This window comes from Amycolatopsis minnesotensis (assembly GCF_039529815.1).
Lineage (GTDB): Bacteria > Actinomycetota > Actinomycetes > Mycobacteriales > Pseudonocardiaceae > Amycolatopsis > Amycolatopsis minnesotensis.
In genome coordinates, this window is record NZ_BAAANN010000014.1 from 106,913 (window position 1) to 130,874 (window position 23,962).

General features: G+C 69.8%; 26 protein-coding genes. 16 read left to right on the plus strand and 10 right to left on the minus strand.

Going from position 1 to position 23,962, the window contains the following annotated elements; translation table 11 throughout:
• Window positions 1-62: 62 nt before the first annotated feature.
• The gene (locus ABD256_RS19215; RefSeq protein WP_344420198.1) at window positions 63-758 is read right to left on the minus strand and encodes an HAD family hydrolase; all 696 of its coding nucleotides are present in this window, start codon (window positions 756-758) and stop codon (window positions 63-65) included.
• Entirely contained in the window at window positions 755-1,597 is an 843-nt protein-coding gene (locus ABD256_RS19220; RefSeq protein WP_344420201.1) for a GntR family transcriptional regulator, read from the minus strand. The genes ABD256_RS19215 and ABD256_RS19220 overlap by 4 nt, the downstream gene beginning before the upstream one ends.
• A gap of 223 nt (window positions 1,598-1,820) precedes the next feature.
• Between ABD256_RS19220 and ABD256_RS19225 the strand changes: the two genes are divergently transcribed.
• From ABD256_RS19225 to ABD256_RS19245, 5 genes are all read left to right on the plus strand, one after another.
• Complete coding sequence (locus tag ABD256_RS19225; protein WP_344420204.1) at window positions 1,821-2,285, plus strand: hypothetical protein; 465 nt, start codon at window positions 1,821-1,823, stop codon at window positions 2,283-2,285.
• Complete coding sequence (locus tag ABD256_RS19230) at window positions 2,285-2,563, plus strand: hypothetical protein (RefSeq protein ID WP_344420521.1); 279 nt, start codon at window positions 2,285-2,287, stop codon at window positions 2,561-2,563. Before ABD256_RS19225 ends, ABD256_RS19230 begins: the two co-directional genes overlap by 1 nt.
• 264 nt (window positions 2,564-2,827) lie before the next feature.
• Complete coding sequence (locus ABD256_RS19235) at window positions 2,828-3,073, plus strand: hypothetical protein (protein ID WP_344420207.1); 246 nt, start codon at window positions 2,828-2,830, stop codon at window positions 3,071-3,073.
• A 27-nt stretch (window positions 3,074-3,100) separates the two neighbouring features.
• Complete coding sequence (locus tag ABD256_RS19240; protein ID WP_344420524.1) at window positions 3,101-3,433, plus strand: helix-turn-helix domain-containing protein; 333 nt, start codon at window positions 3,101-3,103, stop codon at window positions 3,431-3,433.
• 38 nt (window positions 3,434-3,471) lie between these two features.
• A complete protein-coding gene (locus ABD256_RS19245; RefSeq protein ID WP_344420210.1) occupies window positions 3,472-3,813 on the plus strand; it encodes a helix-turn-helix domain-containing protein in 342 nt (113 codons plus the stop codon).
• Window positions 3,814-3,830: 17 nt separating this feature from the next.
• Here ABD256_RS19245 and trhA read toward each other — a convergent pair whose 3' ends face one another.
• A complete protein-coding gene (trhA, locus tag ABD256_RS19250) occupies window positions 3,831-4,514 on the minus strand; it encodes a PAQR family membrane homeostasis protein TrhA (RefSeq protein ID WP_344420213.1) in 684 nt (227 codons plus the stop codon).
• Window positions 4,515-4,600: 86 nt separating this feature from the next.
• On the opposite strand from trhA, the gene ABD256_RS19255 reads away from it, so the two are divergent.
• Window positions 4,601-5,377: an isoprenyl transferase gene (locus tag ABD256_RS19255; RefSeq protein WP_344420216.1), complete on the plus strand. Its 777-nt coding sequence runs from the start codon at window positions 4,601-4,603 to the stop codon at window positions 5,375-5,377.
• Window positions 5,378-5,450: 73 nt separating this feature from the next.
• Here ABD256_RS19255 and ABD256_RS19260 read toward each other — a convergent pair whose 3' ends face one another.
• On the minus strand, window positions 5,451-5,687 hold the full coding sequence (locus ABD256_RS19260) for a hypothetical protein (RefSeq protein ID WP_344420219.1): 237 nt from the start codon (window positions 5,685-5,687) through the stop codon (window positions 5,451-5,453).
• Between the two features lie 758 nt (window positions 5,688-6,445).
• On the opposite strand from ABD256_RS19260, the gene phoH2 reads away from it, so the two are divergent.
• Window positions 6,446-7,729, plus strand: a complete 1,284-nt coding sequence (gene phoH2, locus ABD256_RS19265; RefSeq protein WP_344420222.1) for an RNA 5'-3' helicase PhoH2 — start codon at window positions 6,446-6,448, stop codon at window positions 7,727-7,729.
• A gap of 56 nt (window positions 7,730-7,785) precedes the next feature.
• On the opposite strand, the gene guaB1 is transcribed toward phoH2, so the two are convergent.
• Window positions 7,786-9,225, minus strand: coding sequence for a GMP reductase (gene guaB1, locus ABD256_RS19270; protein ID WP_344420225.1), 1,440 nt, complete (start codon window positions 9,223-9,225; stop codon window positions 7,786-7,788).
• A gap of 36 nt (window positions 9,226-9,261) precedes the next feature.
• On the opposite strand from guaB1, the gene ABD256_RS19275 reads away from it, so the two are divergent.
• Complete coding sequence (locus ABD256_RS19275) at window positions 9,262-9,717, plus strand: DUF309 domain-containing protein (protein ID WP_344420228.1); 456 nt, start codon at window positions 9,262-9,264, stop codon at window positions 9,715-9,717.
• A gap of 150 nt (window positions 9,718-9,867) precedes the next feature.
• Window positions 9,868-11,613 (plus strand): DEAD/DEAH box helicase, encoded by a 1,746-nt coding sequence (locus ABD256_RS19280; protein WP_344420231.1) that lies wholly within the window; start codon window positions 9,868-9,870, stop codon window positions 11,611-11,613.
• A gap of 513 nt (window positions 11,614-12,126) precedes the next feature.
• Here the strand turns inward: ABD256_RS19280 and ABD256_RS19285 are convergent.
• Window positions 12,127-12,750, minus strand: a complete 624-nt coding sequence (locus ABD256_RS19285; protein WP_344420234.1) for an MBL fold metallo-hydrolase — start codon at window positions 12,748-12,750, stop codon at window positions 12,127-12,129.
• Window positions 12,751-12,834: 84 nt separating this feature from the next.
• On the opposite strand from ABD256_RS19285, the gene ABD256_RS19290 reads away from it, so the two are divergent.
• Both ABD256_RS19290 and ABD256_RS19295 read left to right on the plus strand, forming a co-directional pair.
• Window positions 12,835-14,058 carry an NADH:flavin oxidoreductase/NADH oxidase family protein gene (locus ABD256_RS19290; RefSeq protein WP_344420237.1) on the plus strand — a complete coding sequence of 408 codons (1,224 nt, stop codon included), beginning with the start codon at window positions 12,835-12,837 and terminating at the stop codon, window positions 14,056-14,058.
• A 179-nt stretch (window positions 14,059-14,237) separates the two neighbouring features.
• Entirely contained in the window at window positions 14,238-14,681 is a 444-nt protein-coding gene (locus ABD256_RS19295) for a hypothetical protein (RefSeq protein ID WP_344420240.1), read from the plus strand.
• 1,242 nt (window positions 14,682-15,923) lie between these two features.
• Here ABD256_RS19295 and ABD256_RS19300 read toward each other — a convergent pair.
• Together ABD256_RS19300 and ABD256_RS19305 are read right to left on the minus strand one after the other, a co-directional pair.
• Complete coding sequence (locus tag ABD256_RS19300) at window positions 15,924-17,435, minus strand: ATP-dependent DNA ligase (RefSeq protein ID WP_344420243.1); 1,512 nt, start codon at window positions 17,433-17,435, stop codon at window positions 15,924-15,926.
• 7 nt (window positions 17,436-17,442) lie between these two features.
• The gene (locus ABD256_RS19305; RefSeq protein ID WP_344420245.1) at window positions 17,443-18,342 is read right to left on the minus strand and encodes a DMT family transporter; all 900 of its coding nucleotides are present in this window, start codon (window positions 18,340-18,342) and stop codon (window positions 17,443-17,445) included.
• 68 nt (window positions 18,343-18,410) lie between these two features.
• Here ABD256_RS19305 and ABD256_RS19310 point away from each other — a divergent pair, with 68 nt between their 5' ends.
• Window positions 18,411-18,983: a TetR/AcrR family transcriptional regulator gene (locus ABD256_RS19310; protein WP_344420248.1), complete on the plus strand. Its 573-nt coding sequence runs from the start codon at window positions 18,411-18,413 to the stop codon at window positions 18,981-18,983.
• Window positions 18,984-19,212: 229 nt separating this feature from the next.
• Here ABD256_RS19310 and ABD256_RS19315 read toward each other — a convergent pair whose 3' ends face one another.
• A complete protein-coding gene (locus ABD256_RS19315; protein WP_344420251.1) occupies window positions 19,213-19,905 on the minus strand; it encodes an HAD family hydrolase in 693 nt (230 codons plus the stop codon).
• 122 nt (window positions 19,906-20,027) lie between these two features.
• Here ABD256_RS19315 and ABD256_RS19320 point away from each other — a divergent pair, with 122 nt between their 5' ends.
• The 4 genes from ABD256_RS19320 to ABD256_RS19335 are packed head-to-tail and all read left to right on the plus strand — an operon-like array spanning window position 20,028 to window position 22,705.
• Window positions 20,028-20,168 (plus strand): lasso RiPP family leader peptide-containing protein, encoded by a 141-nt coding sequence (locus tag ABD256_RS19320; protein ID WP_344420254.1) that lies wholly within the window; start codon window positions 20,028-20,030, stop codon window positions 20,166-20,168.
• 2 nt (window positions 20,169-20,170) lie between these two features.
• Window positions 20,171-22,036, plus strand: a complete 1,866-nt coding sequence (locus ABD256_RS19325) for an asparagine synthase-related protein (protein WP_344420257.1) — start codon at window positions 20,171-20,173, stop codon at window positions 22,034-22,036.
• On the plus strand, window positions 22,014-22,274 hold the full coding sequence (locus ABD256_RS19330) for a lasso peptide biosynthesis PqqD family chaperone (RefSeq protein WP_344420260.1): 261 nt from the start codon (window positions 22,014-22,016) through the stop codon (window positions 22,272-22,274). Before ABD256_RS19325 ends, ABD256_RS19330 begins: the two co-directional genes overlap by 23 nt.
• Window positions 22,271-22,705 carry a lasso peptide biosynthesis B2 protein gene (locus ABD256_RS19335; RefSeq protein WP_344420263.1) on the plus strand — a complete coding sequence of 145 codons (435 nt, stop codon included), beginning with the start codon at window positions 22,271-22,273 and terminating at the stop codon, window positions 22,703-22,705. Before ABD256_RS19330 ends, ABD256_RS19335 begins: the two co-directional genes overlap by 4 nt.
• A 21-nt stretch (window positions 22,706-22,726) precedes the next feature.
• Here the strand turns inward: ABD256_RS19335 and ABD256_RS19340 are convergent, their stop codons facing one another.
• Window positions 22,727-23,905, minus strand: a complete 1,179-nt coding sequence (locus ABD256_RS19340) for an FAD-dependent monooxygenase (RefSeq protein ID WP_344420266.1) — start codon at window positions 23,903-23,905, stop codon at window positions 22,727-22,729.
• Window positions 23,906-23,962 lie beyond the last annotated feature (57 nt).

Consider the following 23,962-nt stretch of genomic DNA (forward strand, 5'->3'; position numbering starts at 1 on the left):
GGGAGTTGGGCTGGATATCAGATTGAAAAGCGCGGCAGGCTAGTTAAAGCGTGCACTGAATACTATCCCATACTAAAGTTTGCAAGATTGACCATATCTCCTGTGATGGTGTCGGTCTGAGCGGAAACAAGACGAGATCGCTTGCCGGACTTGTTGGCATACCCGATTGTTCGACATCCTGCGGATCGAGCCGCCTGGGTGTCTGAGGTTGAGTCGCCTACCAGTATGCAGTCGGTTGTGGCCACGTTCAGATTTTCGGCTGCCTGAAAAATCAGGTGTGGTGCAGGCTTTAGGAGTGAGGCTATCGAGTTACTGCGGCCAGAGAATGCGTCGATGGTCCCATTAAGGTTGTAGAGATCTACGTATACCCCAATGGCTGCGATGCTGTTGTTGCTGACTATGGCGAGTGGGCGGCCAGTGTTGTGCCAAGCGTGGATGAGGGCGTGGGCGCCTGGGGTGGGTTCAGCAGTGGCGATGGCTTCGACTTCGAGTGCGGTGAAGGCGGCTTCGACGTAGCGGGCTTCGTCGTCGCCGAGTGTGGCGGCGTAGCGGAAGACATCGAAAGGGTCGTCGGCGTTGGCGACGGATTCGGGCAGCTCGGTGTGTCCCCCGTCAGCCAGGACTACGCGGAGTTGTTCGGCGACCGCGGATGCCGGGAGTCCGGCGAAGACGGAGCAGATGGGGCCGTCGAAGTCCAGGAGTAGGGCTTTGGCGTTGGCCAGGAGTTCGCGGGCTTTGGCCTCGTCGCCGGTGGTCACCGGGTGTACTCCTTGGCGACGGTGGTCCACATGCTGGTGAACCAGGCTTTGGCCTGGTCGACGTATTGGCTGCCGGTGGAGGTGTCATCGTCGTTGGCGGAGTGGTGGAACAGGATGGCGTCTTTGCCCATCAGGTCGTACATGGCTTGGGTCTTGCCGCCGAAGGTGATGACGTGCTCCCGGACGGGGTAGAAGCCGAAGAACGCCTCTTCCTCGTTGATCAGGTAGAGCTTGAACAGCGGCGCTGTGGGGTGGACTCGGATTTCCGCGGTGGCTTCGTTGACCAGGCCGAGTTCGGCCAGCTCGGTGACGGAGTCGACGATGGCCAGGGTGTGGCGGCGCATGATTTCTTCGGCGCGCTGGCGGAAGGCGGGGCTGTCGGCCTGGTCCTCGACGGTGACCGGGAGGCTCCACGGCTGGCGCGGATCGGGCACAAGGAGTCGCACGGTGATGGACTCCGGGCGCAGTCGACCGATGCGGATCTTGTCCAGCGGTTCGGCGATGACGCCGTGCAGGGTCTCGCCGGAGAATCCGGCGAAGTCGATGGTGACGTGCTGGGCCTCGAAGGCGCGTTCGATGTGCGGGCGCAGGCCGACTGGGCGCTCGGTGCGCTCTCGGACGAAGACGCCGCTGCCCTGTCGGGAGACGATCAGCCCTTCTTCTCGCAGTTCGCGTAGGGCGTTCTGGACGGTCATCGGGGCGACGTTGTACGCCTTCGCCAACTCGTTCCGAGATGGCAGCTTGTCCCCGGCGGTGAACTTGCGGGTGAGGATGGCCGCTCGCAGGGCGTTGGCGACCTGCACGTATGGCGGACGCGGGTCATCCGGGTCGAGTGCCATGAGGGCTGTCCTTCTCCCTGTGTCGACGTGGTGTGCAGGCGCTAATACACGTGTATTACACGCCCATACATGCCTCCACCAGGCTATCGCTCCTGTCTAGGCCAGCTAGCGAGCTAGACCGCTCGCGTGTTGATTGACTTGTCTAGCCAGGCTAGGTAGCCTGGCCGAGTCAGACACGTTGGACAGCACCGAACAAGGGTGCTCGGACTAGGAGCAAAGCCAGATGGCAGTAGCACGCGGAACGCGTTTCGAAATCGACCACGACCAGGTGTTTCCCGAAGGGGCGACGATCGTCGGCCCGGTGTCTCCGGACATGGAATACGTCTCCAACGAGGACAAGGCCAGGGGCAAGCAGCCCAAGCAGAAGATCGACGAGCAGACCGGGCTTCCACAGTGGAAGGTCACCGTGACCGACCCGTCGGCGGAGAAGGACCGCGACAAGTCCACGACGGGCACCCTGCTCGACCGGGTTCAGCCGGTTCCGCCCGCGGCGGCGATAGCGGGTTTCGACTTCCGGCCGGTCGTGTTCGAGGGCCTGACCGTGGAGGCCCGCGTCATGGGCGAGAAGTTCAAGTACCAGGGCTGGGTCCTGCGCGCCTCCGGGATGCGGGAGCCCAAGGCGGCAACCCCGCCGAAGTCCTCGACGGCGAAGACCAGCGGCCCGAACGAGCAGAAGACGGCTGCGTGATGGTCAAGCGGCCGTCGCGTGAGGCGGTCGCTCGGTGGAATGCCGCGTACGCCGAGCAGACAGCCGCGCTGTTCGCCGCGATGCGCTCCGAGGTGGGCGACGTAGCAGCGGTGCGGCGTCTGGCGCTGGCGTATCACTCGGTGGCGGAGTCCTGGCGTGCCCTGGCAGCCGATCTGGCGGCACCACTTTGGTCTCGTCACGCGGCATCCGTTGCCGCTGAGGAATTCGAACGGCGTGCGCGGGTCGAGAACCGTCGCGCCGACTCAGCCCAGAACTAGGAGCAAGGCGGATGACGTCGCACGAGCGGATCAACGCCTGGGAACAGGCGTACCGGGACTACAGCGCCGCATACGACCGACCCGACATCAGCGCGGCGGAAATGGCCGTCCTGTCCTGGGGAGTCGCGGGTGCTTGGCGGAATTTGGCCGCACAGGGCCGTATTCCGTGGTGGGTATTGGCGGCGGTGACGGCGGCGAAAGAGGCGTTCGAGGAACAGGCGCAGCGCTGGAGCTGGTACGCCGCGAGCGAGGAAGGAGAAAGGCATGGCGTTCGAAGGGACGTGGATCCCTGGTCCGGGGGCGGTGGCGGGGGTGCGCAACCTTGGCCGTCACGTGAACCAGGCGGCGCTGGTGATGACGCTGGGTTCGGAGAGCCTGGTGATCGTGGCGCCTCGTGGTTCGGCGGAGTGGCCGGAGTTCGTGCGGTTCCTTCGCCAGCTCCGCGACGGCGCTGAGGAGATGATCGATTTCTTCGACACCAAAGCAATGTTCGCCGAACGCGACGACTGAGCCCGGCGCAAGAGAGGTGACGCGGTGATGTTGGCGGTGGGGAATCCGGGGCATTGCCTGGCCTGTGGGGAGATGTACAAGTTCATCACCTACGACAAGGTCACGGTGTCGTTCGGGGGCCGGCTGCGGCGGATGCGGAAGAAGCTGAAACTGCGGCAGTGGGAAGTTGCCGAGCGGGCGGGCTTGTCGCGGGACTACATCAGCGTGCTGGAGCTGAGCGACAGGCAGCAATTGAAGATCTCGACACTGGTCGCTCTCGCGGCCGCGCTGGAGGTGTCGGCTCGCCACCTCGTCCTGTTGGCGCTGGAGGACTACCAGCACGTTCAGGCGCAAAAACAGGAACTGGAGGGTGAATCGTGACGGTCATACGTCCTGATCCGTACTCGCTGGGATCGCTGGTGCTGTCGAAGGACTGCCACGGCTGCCAGGAGCTGTTCGAATTCGAGCAAGAGCCCCGGGTGCGGTTCGGGGATCGGCTGCGGTCGATCCGGGAGAGCAGCGACCTGAGCGTGGCTGAGGTGTCCGAGCGTTCCGGCTATTCCGCGAACAGCGTGACAGTGCTGGAATGCGTGGCCGCGCCACCGACGGATCTGGTGTCGCTGGTGCGGTTGGCGGATGCGTTGGGGGTGCATCGCAAGGACGTGGTGCTGCTCGCGCTCGGCCGGTTGATCACGGACTTCCCACCACGAGTCCGGCGCCCTGTCTCGGGCAAGTTTCCCCCGGAAAGGCTGTGGTGGTGATAGCGGGCGAGCGAACCTCAGCCGGGGTACATCGCGAGCCAGATCGCGATGTAGTGGCAGGTCGCGGCCAGCACGGTGCAGGCGTGGAAGTACTCGTGGTAGCCGAAGGTTTCCGGGAAGTGGTTCGGCCAGCGGGTGGCGTAGAAGATCGAGCCCGCGGTGTAGAACAGGCCGCCGACCAGCAGCAGTACCAGTGCGGCGACGCCGGCGTGGGTGAGCAGTTCGGGCAGCACGAAGACGGCGACCCAGCCCAGTGCGATGTAGATCGGCACGCCGAGCCAGCGCGGCGCGTGCGGCCACAGGAGCTTCAGCGCGACGCCCGCGATGGCGCCGCCCCAGACCACGCTGAGCACGATGTACCCGGTCGGCTGCGACATCGCCAGCAGCGTGAACGGGGTGTAGGTGCCCGCGATGAACAGGAAGATCATCGAGTGGTCGGCGCGCTTCATCCACTTGTACGCCTTCGGGCTCCACAGGCGACGGTGGTAGAGCGCGCTCACGCCGAACAGGCCGAGCACGGTCAGGCCGTAGACCGAGGTCGCCAGCGCGGCGGTGCCCGAGACGGTCGACGCGGCCAGTGAGATCAGCGCGGCGGCCGCAGCCACCGAGCCGAAGAAGGACCAGAAGTGGATGTGCCCGCGCAGCCGGGGACGAGTGTCGACGACGGGCGAGGACGATGGGGGCTCGGTCGCTACGCTCACATGCTTCAGGCTACGGGACCGTAGGTCATCTGCCACCCCCCGTGGTGCGGCACACGGCGCCGCGGAGGTGCGTAGGCTCCCTTCCCGTGAGCGTTCGGTCCTTTCTTTCAGACGTCGTCTACAGCATCTACAGCCGCAGGCTGATCCAGCAGGCCAGGGGCAAGCACCCCCGGCACGTCGCCGTCATCCTGGACGGAAACCGCAGGTGGGCGCGTGAAGCCGGGTTCACCGACGTCGCCGACGGGCACCTGATCGGTGCGAAGAAGATCGCCGACTTCCTGAGCTGGTGCCGCGAGGCCGATGTCGAAGTGGTCACACTGTGGCTGCTCTCCACCGACAACCTCGGCCGGGCGTCCGAAGAGGTCACTGCGCTGCTGAAGATCATTCCGGACGTAGTGGACGAACTGTCCGGACCGGACACCCCGTGGCGCCTGCGCATCGTCGGCGCGCTGGACCTGCTGCCCTCGGAACCCGCGAAGCGGCTCGCCGAGGCCGCGGCCAGGACCGACGGGCGCACCGGGATGGAGGTCAACATCGCGGTCGGCTACGGCGGGCGGCAGGAGATCGCCGACGCGGTCAAGAAGCTCCTGCGGCAGCACGCCGACGAGGGGACTTCGATTCTCGAGCTGGCGAAGATCCTCGACGTCGACCATATTTCGGAACACATGTACACCTCTGGCCAGCCGGATCCCGATTTGATTATCAGGACCTCGGGTGAGCAGCGGTTGTCCGGTTTTCTGCTATGGCAGTCCGCGCATTCGGAGTTCTGGTTCAACGAGGCTTATTGGCCCGCATTCCGCAGGGTGGACTTCCTCCGCGCGCTGCGCGACTACGCGACCAGGCACCGCCGCCTCGGCCGCTGAGCGGCGGACAGCGCGCGGGCCCGGAATCCAGTGGATTCCGGGCCCGCGGCGGTTACCCGCTAGCGCACCGTGCTCAGTGGTGGCTCAGCGAGTGGGCGATCAGCGACGGGGTGGTGGCGATGCCCGCGTAGGCACCGGCGACCAGCGAGGCGGCACCGTAGCCGAGTGCGCCGCCACCCTCGATGAACTGGTAGTAGGCGTCGGCGAAGGTGATGTCGTCACCGTGGGACGCGGGAACGGAGGGGGACTCCGCCGGAGCAGCGAACGCGGTTCCGCCGATCATCATCATGCCTGCAACCGCCGCTGTCACGAATCCGGCCTTCTTCAGCACTGCGCACACTCCTAGGTCGAGAATGGGAGAAACTGCCGGCCGCCGATGTTGCTCGCGGTATGTCCGGCAGATTACAAATTACTCCACTTGGCCGAGTCGTGATCGTCCGGTTACCCGATTGTGTGAGTAATGCGGCGGCTTGTCACTCGGCCTGGTTAAGTTCATTAATCCACTGGCTGCGCACATGTTCGAACCGTGGTACAGGGCAATGAAAATCCTTCGGGTGAACGCCTGAGTCCCTTTCGGGTTAGCCTATTCGGCCGCATCGCGCTCGACGGGGTGAAAGATGACACTGAGTGATCATCGACGGGGATAGCACACTGCGTTGGTATCCCGCGACTAACCGTGAGATGACGAATTGGCGAATCACCTGTGTGGCTGCCTGCACGATCGCCGATACGGAGGTAGCTTCCGAGGTGACGGACCACGACCAAGGTGGGCCGTCACGGGAGGCCCTGGTCGTGGCTGTGGTTGAGGGAACGGTGAAACCGTTCGCGAAACGCACGAGGGGGCCGGCACCCGGCCCTCGTGGCCGCGCCTGACGCACCGGCGTCAGGGGAGCGGACCAACCAGGGCAGTGCCCGGCCCAGCGAGTGCGGGCGTGGTGCCACGCCCACGAGGGAGATGCCGTCGTGACTGCGCAGCGTTTGCCCCGAAAGGCCTCCGGCCGCTCTTCGACCAGTGCCGTCGGCACTGAGAAAGCCTCGATCGTTCCGAATTCCGCGCGGCAGACCTATGTGCTCGACACGTCGGTGCTGCTGTCCGACCCGTGGGCGGTGACCAGGTTCGCCGAACACTCCGTGGTACTGCCGCTGGTGGTGATCAGCGAGCTGGAAGGCAAGCGGAACCACCCCGAACTGGGCTGGTTCGCCCGCGAAGCGCTCCGGTTGCTCGACGACCTCCGCCGCGCGCACGGGAGACTCGACGCGCCGCTGCCCATCGGCGACCACGGCGGCACCCTGCACGTCGAGCTGAACCACTCCGACCCCACGGTGCTGCCCGCCGGGTTCCGCACCGACGCCAACGACCACCGGATACTGGCCTGCGCGCTGAACCTGGCGACCGAGCTGGACTCCGTCACGCTGGTGACCAAGGACATCCCGCTCAGGGTCAAGGCGGGCGCGGTCGGGCTGGACGCGGACGAGTACCGGGCGCAGGACGTCACGCCGTCCGGGTGGACCGGGATGGCCGACATCGACGTGCCCCGCGAGGCGATCGACGCGCTGTTCCACGACGGGAAGATCGAACTGCTGGACTTCGGGCTCGACGGGGTCGACGAGCTGCCGTGCCACACCGGGCTGCGGCTGCTCGGCGACAGCTCCAGCGCGCTCGGCAGGGTCACCGCCGACAAGCAGGTGCGGCTGGTGCGCGGCGACCGGGAGGCGTTCGGCCTGCACGGGCGGTCCGCGGAGCAGCGCATCGCGCTCGACCTGCTGCTCGACCCCGAGGTCGGCATCGTCTCGCTCGGCGGGCGCGCGGGCACCGGCAAGTCGGCGCTCGCGCTGTGCGCCGGGCTCGAGTCGGTGATGGAGCGCCGCGAGCACCGCAAGGTGGTCGTGTTCCGGCCGGTGTACGCGGTCGGCGGGCAGGAGCTCGGCTACCTGCCCGGCTCGGAGTCGGAGAAGATGCAGCCGTGGGCGCAGGCGGTCTTCGACACCCTCGGCGCGCTGGTCAGCGAGAACGTCCTCGATGAGGTCTTCGACCGCGGCATGCTCGAAGTGCTGCCGCTGACGCACATCCGCGGCCGCTCGCTGCACGACGCGTTCGTGATCGTGGACGAGGCGCAGTCGCTGGAGCGCAATGTGCTGCTGACCGTGCTCTCGCGGCTCGGCACGGCGTCACGGGTGGTGCTGACGCACGACGTCGCGCAGCGCGACAACCTGCGCGTCGGGCGGCACGACGGGGTGTCCGCGGTGATCGAGAAGCTGAAGGGGCACCCGCTGTTCGCGCACGTGACCCTGACGCGCTCGGAGCGGTCCCCGATCGCCGCGCTCGTCACGGAGATGCTCGAAGAGCACTGACCCCGAAGGGTGGCCTTCGGGACGCAGCCGCCCCGAAGGTCACCTTCAGGGACTTCTCACCAGCCCGACGGGAGCGGGCGGCCTTCGGCGAACCCGGCGGCCGACTGCACGCCGAGCACCGCGCGCTCGTGGAACTCCTCGATGTTCCGCGCGCCCGCGTAGGTGAACGAGGACCGGACGCCGGAGCCGATCGAGTCGAGCAGGTCCTCGACGCCGGGCCGCGCCGGGTCGAGGTGCATCTTCGACGACGAGATGCCTTCCTCGAACAACGCCTTGCGCGCGCGGTCGAACGCGTCGTCGCTGCGGGTGCGGGCGCCGACCGCGCGCTTCGACGCCATGCCGAAGGACTCCTTGTACGGGCGGCCGTTTTCGTCGTAGCGCAGGTCGCCGGGGGATTCGTGGGTGCCGGCGAACCACGAGCCGACCATCGCCGCCGAAGCGCCGGCGGCGAGGGCGAGCGCGACGTCGCGCGGGTGGCGGATCCCGCCGTCGGCCCACACGTGCTTGCCCAGCGCGCGCGCCGCGGCCGCGCAGTCGGCGACGGCCGAGAACTGCGGCCTGCCGACGCCGGTCATCATCCGCGTCGTGCACATCGCGCCCGGCCCGACGCCGACCTTCACCACGTCGGCGCCCGCGTCGATCAGGTCGCGCGTGCCCTCGGCGGTGACCACGTTGCCCGCGACCACCGGCACCGACGGCGACACCGACCGCACCGCCTTGAGCGCGGTGAACATCTTGTCCTGGTGGCCGTGCGCGGTGTCCACGACGAGCACGTCCACCCCGGCTTCGAGCACGGCTTCGGCCTTCGCGGCCACGTCGCCGTTCACGCCGACCGCCGCCGCGATGCGCAGGGCGCCCTGGTCGTCGAGCGCGGGCGTGTAGATGTCGGCGCGCAGCGCGCCGATCGCGGTCAGCACCCCGGCGAGCCTGCCGTCGCCGTCCACGCCGACGGCCAGCTTCGCGCCGCGCGCGTGCAGCATGTCGAAGACTTCGCGCGCGGGCGTTTCGAGCGAGCAGGTGACCAGCACCGGCTCGGCGATGTCGGCGAGGCGGGTGAACCGGTCCACGCCGGCGCAGGCGGCTTCGTCGACGATCCCGGCGGGGCGGCCCTCGCCGTCGACCACGACGACCGCGCCGTGGGCGCGCTTGCCGACCAGGTTGAGCGCGTCGGCGACCGCGTCACCGCCGGTGAGCACGAGCGGGGTGTCCCACACCGGGTGCCTGCCCTTGACCCACTCGGTGATCCCGGCGACCGCGGCCGGGTCCACGTCCTGCGGCAGCACCACGAGGCCGCCCCGCCTGGCGACGGTCTCGGCCATCCGGCGGCCGGCCACCGCGGTCATGTTGGCCACCACGATCGGGATCGTCGTGCCAGTGCCGTCCACTGTGGACAGGTCGACGTCGAAGCGGGACTCCACGTCCGACCGGTTCGGCAGCAGGAACACGTCGTCGTAGGTCAGGTCGTTGGCGGGCCGGTGGCCATCCAGAAAGCGCACGAGAACTCAGACTACATGCCGTGGCACAATCGGGACGTGGGCGACCGGGACCGGGACGAAAGCGGCAAAGCGCGCAACGCCAGGCCGCGCGACGGTCTCGGGAGGCCGCTGCCCTACGGCGCCGAAGGGGTCGAGCGCCAGCCGGAAGGCATCGTGCGCAGTCCGGAAGAGACGGTCACCGAAGCGCAGCGGCTGCTCGAAGACGGCAAGCCGTTCCACGCGCACGAGGTCTTCGAGGACGCGTGGAAATCCGGCCCGGACAGCGAGCGCGAGCTGTGGCGAGGGCTCGCTCAGCTCGCCGTCGGCCTCACGCACGCGGCGCGCGGGAACTCCTCCGGCGCGGGGTCGCTGCTCCGGCGCGGCGCGTCGAACATCGCGCCGTTCGAGCCGGAGCACCCGCACGGCCTGGACATCAGCGGGCTCGTGACCTGGGCGAACGCGCTCGCGGACGACCCGGCTTTCGAGGTGCCGCGCCTGCGCCGCCGTACGTGATCGAAAACCCATTCGCCGTTCCTGACCGGTCAAGTAGACTGATCGACGCGGTCGGCACAGTTCTGCCTCCGGCCGCGTCTCGTCGACCACCACGCGCCGCGACCACGGGTCTGCGCCGGGCAGGACGACCTACCAATTACGGAGCACTGCATGGCGGACTCCCGCCCTAATACCTCTTTCGCCGCGCTCGGCGTACCCGCCGAACTCGTCACCGTGCTCGCTGAGCACGGCGTCGACGCGCCGTTCCCCATCCAGGCGGCCACCTTGCCGCACTCGCTCGCCGGGCGTGACGTGCTCGGCCGCGGCCGGACCGGATCCGGCAAGACCTACGCGTTCGTGCTGCCGCTGCTCGCGCGGCTCGCCGAGCGCCCCGTGAAGCGGCGCGCGTCCAGGCCGCGCGCGCTGATCCTGGCGCCGACCAGGGAACTGGCCAGCCAGATCGACGCCGCGATCACCCCGCTGGCGAAGGCGTTGTCCTTGCGCAGCACCACGATCTTCGGTGGCGTCAGCGCGAACCCGCAGATCAGCGCGGTGCGCGGCGGCGTCGACATCGTGGTCGCCTGCCCTGGGCGGCTGGAGGACCTGACCTCCTCGGGTGACGTGCGGCTCGACGACATCGAGATCACCGTGCTCGACGAGGCCGACCACATGGCCGATCTCGGCTTCCTGCCGGTGGTGCGCAGGCTGCTCGACCGCACCCCGCGCGACTCCCAGCGCATGCTGTTCTCCGCGACGCTCGACGCCGGGGTGGACGTGCTGGTCAAGCGGTACCTCACCGACCCGGTCACGCACAGCGTGGACTCGGCGCGGTCCCCGGTCTCGACGATGAAGCACCACGTGCTGCACGTCGTCGAAGGGGAGCGGCTCGAGGTGCTCGCGCAGCTCGCGTCCGCGCCTGGCCGGTCGGTGGTGTTCACCAGGACGAAGCACCGGGCGAAGTCGCTCGCGAAGCAGCTCGTGAAGTCCGGGGTGCCCGCGGTGGAGCTGCACGGCAACCTCGGCCAGAACGCCAGGACCCGCAACCTCGGCGCGTTCTCGGACGGCTCGGCGACCACGCTCGTCGCCACCGACATCGCGGCCCGCGGCATCCACGTCGACGACGTGGCCAGGGTCATCCACGCCGACCCGCCGGTCGAGCACAAGGCCTACCTGCACCGGTCGGGGCGCACCGCGCGCGCCGGCGCCGAGGGCACGGTCATCACGCTCATGACGGACGCGCAGATCGCCGACGTCCGCGACCTGACCAAGAAGGCCGGGATCAAGCCGAACACCACCAGGGTGGGGCCGGGGCACGCGCTGCTGTCGCAGCTGGCGCCCGGTGAGCGGACGTTCGTGCCACCGCCCGCCGCGGCACCGCAAAGCACGGACGCCGGTTCGCGGCGTCCGGCGCGCGGTGGCTCGGGGCGTCCGGGGCCTGCCCGGTCCGGGTCGGGGCGCTCGGGTGCCGGGCGCTCCGGTTCGGCGAACGGGTCCGGCCGCCGGTCGGCCGGTGCCGCTCGCCAGGGCGCGAACGGATCCGCTCGGGACGGTGCGGCCGCGAACGGCTCCGGTCGCCAAGGCGCGAACGGATCCGCTCGCCAGTCCGCCAGTGGTGCCGCCCGGCAGGGTGGCGGTCGCGGCGGTGCGAACGGGTCCGCTCGTGATGGCGCGGCCGCGAACGGTGCCGGTCGCCAGGGCGGAAACGGCGGCGGTCGCCGCGGGGCGAACGGCTCCGCTCGCCAGGGAGCGGCCGCGAACGGATCCACTCGCCGTGGCGCGAACGGTTCCGCTCGCGAGGGCGGAGCTGCCAGCGGCGCCGCTCGCCACTCCGCGAACAGCTCTCCCCGTCGTGGCGCCAACGGCGCCGCCCGCCAGGGCGGCGGGCAACGCTCGTCACGGGGCGCGCGCCGCGGTTGACCGCGGTCGACCCCGGGCGCCCGCCGACGTCCTGACGGTGACCTTGGGGACCTACACGCCCCGAGGGTCGCAATCATGATGTGTGCGCGTCGGTTCCGGTGAGGTGGGTGGCGGATGCGTGGAGCCGTCGGGGCCTTGGTCCGTGAAGGTCGCCTTCGGGGAATCTGACGCCGCGATCTCGCCCCTCACGGCGTGCGGCGTGGTGGTGCTGATGCCCTGAAGGTGACCTTCGCGGCGTCAGATTCCCTCAAGGGCACCTTCAGGGCATGCGCCCTGGAGCGGGAGCAGCCCCGGTGAAGGCCGCATCCGCGGCATGCACATCCCTGAAGGCCCCTGCAGGGGCCTTCAGCGCGGACGGGGAAGAGGCGCGGGCGGCGAAATCCCAGCGCATGCCCTGAAGGTGACCTTCGCGGCGTCAGATTCCCCGAAGGGCACCTTCAGGGCATGCGCAGCGGACCTCATCTCGGCCTCTATAGGAGCATCCTTCGGGGCGTGGCGGGATTTCGTTCGGGGTCAGGGCTTTTCCCAGCCGGAGGAGGCCGCTCGTTCGGCCCCGATCGTGGTGCCCTCGCCGTGTCCAGTGTGGACGGTGGTCTCGTCCGGCAGCGCGAACAGCCTGTCCTGGATGGACCGCACGATGGTCGGATAGTCCGAATAGGACCGTCCGGTCGCGCCGGGCCCGCCGTTGAACAGGGTGTCGCCGGTGAACACGACGCCGAGCGAAGGCGCGTGCAGGCAGACCGCGCCGGGCGCGTGCCCCGGGGTGTGCAGCACGGTCAGCTCGGTACCCGCGATCGACAGGACCTGTTCGTCGCGAAGCTCGCCGTCGGGTGCGCGTTCGGGGTGGGTGAGGTCCCACACCACGCGGTCGTCCGGGTGCAGCAGGATCGGCGCACCGGTCCGCCGTGCCAGCTCGGGCGCGGCGTTCACGTGGTCGTTGTGCCCGTGGGTGCTCACGATGGCGCGCAGCGCGCGCTCGCCGACGGCTTTTTCGATCGCGTCCGCGTCGTGTGCCGCGTCGATGACGATGACCTCGCGCTCGTCGCCGACTAGCCAGACGTTGTTGTCGACGTCCCAGCTGCCGCCGTCGAGTTCGAAGACACCCGAGGTCACCAGATTCACTACGTTCGCCGTCATGGTCGCGACCCTAGTGGACAGTTCGCGTACCGAAGGTATCCTACCTTTGAGTAGACTTACTCTTGGTAGGTTCTGGAGGTCGCGATGTCGCACGAACCCCTGTCCGAGCCGCTGACCCTGCGCTGCGGTGCGACCATCCCGCACCGGATCGCCAAGTCGGCGATGAGCGAACAGCTCGGCGACCGGCGCAACGGCCCGACGCGCGAGCTGGCCGCGCTCTACCGCACGTGGGCGAGCGGCGGGGCTGGCGTGCTGGTCACCGGCAACGTGATGGTCGACCCGAAGGCGCTCGGCGAGCCGCGCAATGTGGCGCTGCCCGCGACGCCGTCCGCGGCCGGCTACCGCGCCTGGGCCGAATCGGTCCGGGGCACCGAGGCGCAGCTGTGGGTGCAGCTCAACCACCCCGGCCGCCAGAGCCCGAGGTTCCTGTCGCGTCGGCCCGTCGCACCGAGCGCGGTGCCGTTCGCCGATCGCGGCGTCCGGTCCGCGTTCGCCACGCCGCGCGCGCTGACCCCGGACGAGGTCGAGGCCATCATCGAGCGGTTCGTGCTGGCCGCGAAGACCTTCGTCGACGCCGGGTTCGCGGGGATCCAGCTGCACGGCGCGCACGGCTACCTGATCTCGCAGTTCCTGTCCCCGTTGACGAACCTGCGCACCGACGAATGGGGCGGTGACGCGGTCAAGCGCCGCCGGTTCCTGCTCGAAATCGTCCGCCGGACCCGCGCCGCGATCGGCGATCGCGTGCCGTTGTCGGTGAAGCTGAACAGCGCGGACTTCCAGCGCGGCGGCTTCGGCGAGGACGAGTCGCTGGAGGTGGTGCGGGAACTCGACGCGGCGGGCCTCGACCTGCTGGAGATCTCGGGCGGCACGTACGAAAAGGCCGTGATGATGGGCGCGGCGAAGGAGAGCACCGTGCGGCGCGAGGCCTACTTCCTCGACTACGCCGCGAAAGCGCGCAAGGTGAGCGAGTTCGCGCTCATGGTGACCGGCGGGTTCGCCACCGCGAGCGGCATGACGGAGGCGCTGAAGTCGGGCGCGCTCGACGTCGTGGGGCTCGGGCGGCCCATGACGGTGGCGCCGGACCTGGCGGGCAGGCTGCTCGCGGGCGAGGACGTGCGCGCGGAGCGGCTGTGCCCGAAGACCGGCATCCGGCTCGCCGACAGCCTGCTCGAAATCCAATGGCACACCCAGCAGCTCCACCGGGTGGCCGGGGGGAAGCCGGTCGACCGGCGCCGCGGCGCGCTGCGGTCACTCGTGCACGCCGGGCTGAACGATCCGTTCAACGCGTTCCGGCGGGTGCGCGGGTAACCCGTTCGTGAGTCCTTTTTGGCCGTTGTTCCCGCGGGCCAATTCGCTGACCTGCGAAGACCGGTGATCAATGGCCGAGAGGGCGTGCTTCGCCTTCCGGCTGGGAAGAACGCTCCTTACGGTCGATTGGCCGGGTATCCACCCGGTGTGGCGATTCGACCGGCCAAGGGGTGACGGCAATGGGTGGCAGGACTCGGCGGAAGTGGCTGACGCGGGGATTCGCGACGGCCTCGGTGACGGCGGCGTTCGTCGGCGCGACCGTGGTCGCGGCCCCGGCGGCGAGTGCGAACTCGCAGGGCTGCACGCAGAGCGAGATCGACGGCGGCGCCGCGCTGCTGTGCACGGCGGTGTACGGGAACAGTCACGGCGTGTACGTCGACAAGGTGTCGATTTCGGCGGACATCAAGGACCACACGTGCAACGGGGTCTTCGAGACCTGGGGCGAGCTGCCGGACGGGAAGACCTGGCGCGACCGCGGCCAGGCGAAGTGCGGCCTCGGCCGGGTGTGGGTGGACTTCGCGCCGAAGCGGGAGTTCAAGAACGACGCGAAGCTGTGCGGCGCGCTCGTGCGGGTGAACGGGAAGGTGCGCCCGGAGCACGCCTGCGTGAAGATCTTCAAGTGATGGGGGTGGGCCGGGAGCCGCGGTGGGGTGTGCCGCGGCTCCCGGTCTTTTCCGTGGTCCGCCACGAATTCGGCCCTCGTGCTTGGGTCCGACGTTGGTGATCCGTGCCGGTGCCCCGGAGGATGCTCCTGTAGAGGTCAAGGTGAGGTCCGCCGCGCAATGCCCTGAAGGGGCCCTTGAGGGAATCTGATGCCGCGAAGGTGTCCTTCGGGGCATGTGCTGGGATTTCGCCGCTCGCGTCTCTTTCTCGTGTCCGCGCTGGTGCCCCGAATGGGGCGGGCCTTCATAGGCGTGGATGTCGCGGATGTGTGGACCGCCCCGGGTTTCGTGGAGACCTGATCATCGCCTTCGCGGGGCTTGCTCGGTTCCGGAGCGTATGCCCTGAAGGGGCCCTTGAGGGAATTTGATGCCGCGAAGGTGTCCTTTGGGGCATGAGGGGCGCCGTGCCGCTTGCTGCGAGGGGTGAGATCGCGGCGTCAGATTCCCCGAAGGCGTCCTTCGGGGAATGCGCCGGACTTCCCGAGCTCAGGCCTTTTCCCCGCACGTGCCCCGAAAGGGGGGGTCTTCGCGGGGGTGAATGCCGCGGATGTGATCTTGTAGGCCCGCTTTGCTCCGGAGCGTATGCCCTGAAGGGGCCCTTGAGGGAATCTGATGCCGCGAAGGTGTCCTTTGGGGCATGAGGGGCGCCGTGCCGCTTGCTGCGAGGGGTGAGATCGCGGCGTCAGATTCCCCGAAGGCGTCCTTCGGGGAATGCGCCGGACTTCCCGAGCTCAGGCCTTTTCCCCGCACGTGCCCCGAAAGGGGGGGTCTTCGCGGGGTGAATGCCGCGGATGTGATCGTGTAGGCCCGCTTTGCTCCGGGGTGGATGTCCTGAAGGTGCCTTTGAGGGAATTTGATGCCGCGAAGGTGTCCTTCGGGGCATGAGGGGCGCGGTGCCGCTTGCTGCGAGGGGTGAGATCGCGGCGTCAGATTCCCCGAAGGCGTCCTTCGGGGATCCAGCCCCGGCGGCTCCTCGGGCGGCTCCGCCACCCGACTCACCCGGATCGACACGCGCACATCATCACGGTGACCTTCGGGAACCTAGCTGCCGCGAAGGTCGCCGCCAGGGCATGAGCGGCCCGGCCGCACACCCGCGAGGGGGGAGAGAAAGTGGCGCTGGATTCCCATTAGGTCATCTTCGGGGACTTCGGGCGGCCATCAGGACATCGATCGATGGTGCGTTCACGTGCGCCGAAGGAAGCGTCAGGAGCGGACGGTGGCGCGTACGGCGTCGATGGTGTCCGCGTCGCCCGCTTCCTTGTCCGGCCGGTACCGCACGACGCGGGCGAAGCGCAGCGCGAGGCCGCCGGGGTACCGGGTGCTGGTCTGCGCGCCGTCGAGTTCGATCTCCACGACCAGTTCGGGGCGGACGTGGACGGTGTAGGAGTCGCGGCGGGTTTCCAGTTCCCGCAGGCGTTCGGTCTGCCAGGCGAGCAGCTCGTCGGTCATGCCCTTGAACGTCTTGCCGACCATGATCGGCGGTCCGCCGTCCGGGTCGCGCGCGCCGAGGTGCAGGTTGGACAGGAACCCGGTGCGCCTGCCGTGGCCCCATTCCGCGGCGAGCACCACGAGGTCGAGCGTGTGCACCGGTTTCACCTTCAGCCACGCGCGCCCGCGCCTGCCCGCCGCGTACGGCGCGTCCAGGCCCTTCACCATCACGCCCTCGTGCCCGGACGCCATCGCCTTCGCCAGTATCGCCGCGGGGTCGGCCGGTTCGATCTCGCCGGGGATCACGTGCTCGCCCGCCACCTCGCGCAGCGCGGCGTTCCGCTCGCGTAGCGGCGCGTCCAGCAGGTCCTCGCCGTCGAGGTGCAGGCAGTCGAAGAAGTACGGCCGCAGCAGCAGCGCGCGCACCTGCTCCTCGCGCGTGCTGCCGAAACGGCTCATCGTCTCCTGGAACGGCCGGGGCCGTCCGTCGTCGGTGAGCGCGAGCGTCTCCCCGTCGAGCACCACCGACCGGCAGGGCAGCGCGCGCACCAGCTCGACCAGCTCCGCGACGTGCCCGGTGATCTCGCGCAGCGTCCTGGTGTAGATGTGCACCTCGTCCCCGTCGCGGTGCACCTGGATCCGTGCACCGTCCATTTTGTACTCGACTATCCGGGAAGTGTTTTCCGCCAACGCCTCTTCGAGCGATTCGGCAGGCGTGGCGAGCATCGGCCGTACCGGGCGGCCCAGTTCGAGGCGGAAATCCCGCAGCGCGGGCTCGCCACCGGTCAGCGCGGCGCTCGCGGTCACGGCCAGCCTGCCGGAGAGCATGAACGCCCGCCGCACGGCCTCGGACGGCACCTCGGCGGCCGCGGCGATGCCGTCGAGCATCACCCCTTCCAGCGCGCCCTGCCGTAGCTCGCCGGTGATGAGCCGGAACAGGAAGTGCTGCTCGCGTTCGGTGGCCCTGCCGAACAGCGCGGTGAGCGTGGCGGCGCGCTGCTTCGCCGAGCCGCTGCCCGCCGCGCTCGCCAGCTCGTCGAGGCTGGTGTCCACCTCGGTCACCGTCAGCGACGATCCGGCCGCGGGATCGACCCCGAGATCGGCGAGCGTGCGCCACCCCGCGTTCAGCCGCGCCTGCGTGGTCTGTCCACTGAGGAACGCCACGGTGGGCCCGAGTTCGGCCCCATCGGCGGCCCGCAGCACGGCGGACAGGGTGGCGACCTTCGCCTTGCGCGACCGCGTGGCGGCCAGCTCGGCGGAGGCGGTGACGACGTCGGCGAACAACATGGACCCATCATGACCCCGGGCACCGACAAAATCCTGCCGAGCGTGCCGGGACGACCTCGCGTTTTCTCGTGTGGACCAGCGCGACCGCGATCGCGCAGACCGCGAGCCCGAGCAGGCTCAGCGTCGTCGGCCGCTCGCCGAAGAGCAGGTAGCCCGCGATCATCGTGGTCGGTGGGGTCAGGTAGAGCAGGCTCGACGTCTTCGTCACCGAGCCGCGCGCGATGCTGAGCCAGTAGAACCCGTAGCCGCCGAAGGTGGACAGCACGACCACCCAGGCGACGGCGAACCAGAACGAGCCGTCGGGCGGTGGTGCCGCCGTCCCGGTGGCGAAGGCGATCCCGCTGAACAGGACCGCGCTCGTCACGCACTGCACCACGAGCGCGTCGCCGAGCGGGACCGCGGTTTTCACCCGTCGTTCGACGAACGTGGCCGCGACGAGCCCGAGCATGCCCAGCACGGGCAGCGCGAACGCGACGGCGGGCGCGTCGCCGCCGGTGAGGTCGCCGCTGACCACGAGTGCGACGCCGCCGAGCCCGATGGCGAGCCCGAGCCACTGCGCGCGGGTGGTGCGTTCGCCGAGCACGATCCCGCCGAGCGCGGCGGCGACGACCGGCTGCAGCGCGGCGATCAGCGCGGCGGTGCCCGTCGGCACACCGGACTCGATCGCCAGTGTGACGCCGAGGAGGTACACGCACTGGGAGAGCAGGCCGATGCCCGCGTGCACGGCGACGTCCTTCGCGCCGAGCCTGCGCTTCTTCAGCACGAACCAGGCGAGCACCAGGAGCGCGGCGACCAGGAACCGCCACATCAGCAGCGTGAGCACGCCTCCGGAGCGGGCGCCGAGCGCCGCGCCGACGAAGCCGGAGCTCCACATGAGCACGAATCCCGCGGGGACCACCGCGCCCACCCCTTCCCGTCGTAGGTATACCGATCTGTTTACTAGCTCTACTAAACAGATCGGTATACAGTCAAGGGATGAGTGCTGAACCAGTGCTGACCCCGGCGGCCGAAAAAGTGCTCGAAGTCGCCGGGGAGCTGTTCTACGCCAACGGAATCCACGCCGTCGGCGTCGACGCGATCGCCGCCGAGTCCGGGGTGACGAAGAAGACGCTCTACGACCGGTTCGGCTCGAAGGACGCGCTCGTCGCGCGCTACCTGCGACGGCGGGACGAGCGCTGGCGCGAACACGTGCTGGCGACGGTCGAGCGGTCACGCGCGGCGCCCGCCCGGCGCCCGCTGCTCGTGTTCGACGCGCTGGAAACCTGGACGGCCACGATGAACCCGCGCGGGTGCGCGTTCGTCAACGCACACGCCGAACTGCCCGACGCCGGTCATCCGGGACGGGAGGTGATCGCCGACCAGAAGCGCTGGCTGCTGGCCTACCTGCGGGCGCTCGTCGCCGAGGCGGGTCTGCGGAACCCCGCGAAACTGGCGCGCGCACTGCTGATCCTGCTGGAGGGCGCCACGGTCACCGGTTCGCTCGACGTGGTCCCCGACGCCGTGCGCGCCGCGAAGTCGATCGCGAAGGACCTGCTCGACGCGGCCTGACCGTCCGATGTGGACCGGCGCGACCCCGTGCCCGCCCGGAAGTGCCGGTGATGTGCGGTAGCGTTGAAATCAGGGGCTCCCCTGGGCGTACGAAGGGGTACCTTCGTACGCTTTTTCGCTCTGTTCCCCCTGGCCGAGGGCTGCGGCGGCCGGAATTGTCGGTGGCCGGCGGTAGTGTTGAATCAAGGGGTCCCCTTCGCCGCCGCACGAAGGGGCATTCTCGTACAGGTCAGCTGGTCAGCGCGGTCAGGTTCGGTACCCAGCAGGCGTTCTCGCCGTCGAACTCGGCGCCCGTCACCAGGCCGGTGGTGACCCCGACGAAGCCCATGCCCGCTCCGCGCGCCGCCCGCAGGTCCATCAGCGCGTCCCCGACGTAGGTCGTGGTCCGCGCGTCGATGTCCAGCGGGGCCAGCAGTTCCAGGCCCTGCTCGAACACGGCGGGATCCGGTTTGTGCGCCATGGTCGAATCCGCGCCGTGCACGAACAGCAGCCGCCGCACCGGGAAACCGTTCGCTTCCAGTTCGGACACCGCGGGCCCGGTGTTGGCGGAGGTGACGACGCCGACCCGGTAACCCCGCTCCAGCAGCGCGGCCACCGTGGCGAGCGCGCCGGGCAGCGCGACCTTGCGGTAGTCGGCGTCCAGCGCGTGGTTCGCCGCCCGCATCTCGGCGAGCGGTGCCGAGTCCCGGTAGAGCAGCGTGATCATCTCGTCGAACGGCTTTCCCCAGTGCAGGCGCAGCTCGTCGTCGGTCAGTTCGATGTCGTAGAACTGGGCCGCGACCGCCTTGTGGTGCGCCCACTTCACCTCGCGCGTGGCCAGCAGCGTGTCGTCCAGGTCGAACACCACCGCGCGGGATCCGCCGACCAGTTCCCGCGCGCGAGTGCTGTGGTCCGGCGCCGGGGAATCGAACGAGGTAGTCATGACCGCCACGGTAACGCGCCTCCGGCGCCCGCTCCCCGATCGGTACTGGCACCCGCGCCGGGGACCGGTCCCGGGCAGGCGGCGTACACATCACGTCGTACCCGTTACCGAAGGAGGCAGCAATGGACGAACAGCACGAACCGCGAACCCTCGAAGTGCCCTACGAGCCGCCCGCACTGGTGGAACTGGGCGCGTTCACCAAGGACACCCTGGGGAATGGCTACTGGAGCCACGACTCGCTCGGTTTCCAAGGGGAGTTCTGAGTGTGTCCTTGATCGAGCGCTGGCTGGTGCTGCCCGACCTCCCGCAGGCCCAGTCCCTGGCGGAAGCGGCGGCACCGGGAGCGCCCGGCGTGGTGCCCTACCCTTCCGGCCGCCCATGGCTGCTCGGCCAGTGGGCCGCCGGCGACCTCACGATGGCCGCGGTGGGGCCAGTACGGGTGGTGGTGATCGGGAACTGCCCGGTCACCACCGCCCGGCTGCGCGAGCTGGTCGCCGGGGTCCGGCGGACGAGCGACCTCGACGCGGTGGTGAGAGCGTTGCCGGGCAGCCATCACGTGGTGGCGGCGGTCGGCGACGAGCTGCGGGTCCAGGGCAGCCTGACCGGGGTCCGGCGCGTCTTCCACGCGGTACTGGACGGCGTGACACTGGCCGGTGACCGGGCCGACGTGCTGGCCGGGGTGGTCGGCGGAGGGCTCGACGAACAAGCGCTCGCCATGCGGGTGGTGTGCGGTGGACAGCTACCGCCGCCGCTGGGGGAACATCCGACGTGGCACGGCGTGCGGGCGCTGGACCCGGACCACTATCTGCGCGTCGACGCCCGGAGCGGCGCGGGCCGCACCGTGCGGTGGTGGGCGCCGCCGGTCCCCGAAACCCCGTTGGCGGCCGGTGCGGAGGCGGTCGGCCACGCACTGCGGACCGCGGTGGCCGGCCGGGGACCCGGCGAGGACGGCGAAACCGCGAGGCGGGTGAGTGCGGATCTTTCCGGTGGCATGGACTCGACCTCCCTCTGCTTTCTGGCCGCCCGCGCGGGGATCCCCCGGTTCCTCACCATCCGCTGGGGCGAAGCCGAAGCCGCGAACGATGACACGGCCTTCGCCGCCTGCGCCGTCACGGCGCTGGCAGAGGCCGAGCACGTGGTTCTGCCGCAGCAAGACCTCCCGCCGGTCTTCGCGGACCCTGGCCACACCGGCGATGTCGAAGCGCCCTACCTCTTCACTCGCACTCACGCCCGGGTCCGGCACACCGCGCGGGAACTGGCCCGGCGCGGCGTGGGGGTGCACCTGGCCGGGCACGGCGGTGACGAACTGTTCCACGGCCCCTTCCACTACGTCCGGGACCTGCTGCGCCACCGCCCCGGCACCGGCCTGGCACATCTGCGCGGACACCGGGCGCTGCACAACTGGCCGTTCGCCGCCACCGTGGCCGCACTGGCCGACTTCCGCGACCTGCGCCGCTGGTGGCGTGACCAAGCCACGCACCTCACCGGCCCGCCGCCCGCCCGCTACACGCCCAACCTGGGCTGGGGGCATCCGCTGCGGGCGCCGGACTGGGCCACCCCCGCCGCCCTGGAGGCCGCCCGCGAGATGCTGCACGCCACGGCGGACCGCGTCCATCCGCTGGCGGCCGAGCGCGGGCAGCACAGCACGCTGAGCGCGCTCAGGACGATGGGATCGACCTACCGCCAGCTGGCGCGGTTGTTCGCCGGGGCAGGGGTGCGGCTGGAGATGCCCTACCTCGACGACCGGGTCGTCGAGGCCGCGCTCTCCGTCCGGCTCCACGACCGCCGCACCCCGTGGCGGTACAAACCCCTGCTGGCCGAGGCCGTGCGGGACACCGTGCCCTCGATCATCACCGGGCGGATCACCAAGGGCGACTTCGGCGAGGACGTTCGCGCCGGGTTGCGCCGCGGCATGCCCGATCTGCTGGAGCTGTTCGCCGACTCCGCGCTCGCCAGGCGCGGCCTCATCGACCCCGACATCCTGCGCGCCCGCCTGCTGGCACCGCGGATCGACAACACCACGACGTTCGCGCTGGAAAACCTGCTCGGCTGCGAAACCCACCTCCGCGGAAGCACAGCGCCCCTTCACCTGAGCACGGGAGGACCGAATGAGCCCACGGCTGCGCCCTGACATCACCACCACCGACACCGGCGACGGCACCGTTCTGCTCGACGAGCGCACCGGCCGGTACTGGCAGCTCAACCCCACCGGCGCCCAGGTGCTCGACGCGTTGCTGAGCGGCCAGCGCACCGAACAGATCGCGGCCCGGCTGGCCGCCGAGAACCACCTGGACACCGAGCAGGCGCTCCGCGACGTCACCGCACTCGCCGACCGGCTGCACGCCGCGAACCTCGTGGTGCGCTCGTGAGCGTCCCCGTCGCACTGGAACCCCGGCACCGTCTCCCGCTCCGGCACCGGATACCGGCTCTGCTCGCCGTCGGCGCCGCCCACCTGCTCAGCCGCCTCCCGCCGCGACGGCTGCGTGCCGTGCTGGAGTTCGCTCGTCGCGGTGCCCGCCCCGCCACGGCCGCTCAGGCGTACTCCGCGCGGTCCGCGGTGGTATCGGTCAGCCTCCGCTGCGCCGGGCGGGGCTGCCTGCAACGCTCGGTCGCCGCCGCCCTGCTCAGCCGGATCCGCGGTACCTGGCCGACCTGGTGCACCGGCGTGCGCACCCAGCCGTTCGCCGCCCACGCCTGGATCGCGGTCGACGGCCACCCCGTCGGCGAACCGCACCCGGCCGGCTACTACCGGACTCTGCTCAGCGTGCCCCCCGTTCCGGCGAAACCCCCACCACCATGACGGTCGCCGTGTCGAGCCGGTTCAGGCCGCGTACTCGGGGAGCGCGTCGTTCGTGGCCAGCGATTTGGTGCCCGAGACCAGCATTCGCTGCACCAGCCGGTTCCCGAACAGCGCGTTGCGCACGCGCAGCCCCGTCGCGGTCCCCGGCGCGAGGAACCGGCCCGGTCCCGCGCCGCGCCGCCACCGGGTGGCGTAGCCCCGCATCCGGCGCTCGTAGGCCGCCAGCGCCGTAGCGTGCTCGCCGCCCGCCGCGGCGAGTTCTCCCGCGAGCACGTAACCCCCGACGACACCGGTGCCGACCGCCATGCCGCCGAAGGTGAGGCCCCACGCGGCGTCACCGAGCAGGGCGAACCGGCCGGTCGTCCAGTGCGGCACTTCGACGCGGCTGACCGAGTCGAAGTACAGCTCGTCGACGTCCCGAAGCCCGTCGAGCAGGCGCGGCGCGTGCCAGCGCATCCCGTCGAGCGCGTCGGCGATGATCTCTTTCTGCCGGTCCAGGTCCTGCCAGCCGCAGTCGAGCCGCGGTGAGGCGAACACCGCGAGCACGCCCGCCACGCCGGGATCGCGGAGGCCGGCGCTCGCGCTGATCATGCGCCCCGGCTCGTTGTAGTGCTTGGCCGTGGCGCCGAGGCCAAGCTCGTTCGGCAGGTCCCAGCCCGCGAGGTGGTACCCGAGGTGCCGCACGAACCCCGCTTCCGGCCCGAACACCAGGCGGCGCACGCCCGAATGCAGCCCGTCCGCGCCGACGACCAGGTCGAACACGCGCGAGGCGGACCGGGCGAAATCGACGCGCACGCCGTCGGCGCCCTCGTCCACCGCGGTGATCCTGTCCCCGAACACGTACCCGGCCCGCGGCGCGCTGTGCTCGTACAGCACCCGCGACAGGTCGCGCCGGTGCACTTCGAGGTCGCCGCCCGCGAACGAGGCGGGCAGCTCGAAGATCTTCCGGTCGTGCTCGTCGACGCACCGCATGGCGCCGCCGTGGGTCCGCACCGCGCGCAGATCGTCCAGCACCCCCATCTTCCCGAGCACGCCGAGATGCGTCGGTCCGCGGAAGTCGACGGCGAAACCGCTGGTCCGCAGTGCGGGCGCGACTTCGACGACGGTCACTTCGGCGCCGTACCGCGAAAGCCAGTACGCCGCCGCGGGCCCGGCGACCCCGGCCCCGGAAACGAGCACGCGAAAGCCGTGCAGGCTCATGATCCACCCCATTAATTGTGTCCAATGGATACAGTTTACTATAGACACAGTTCGGTG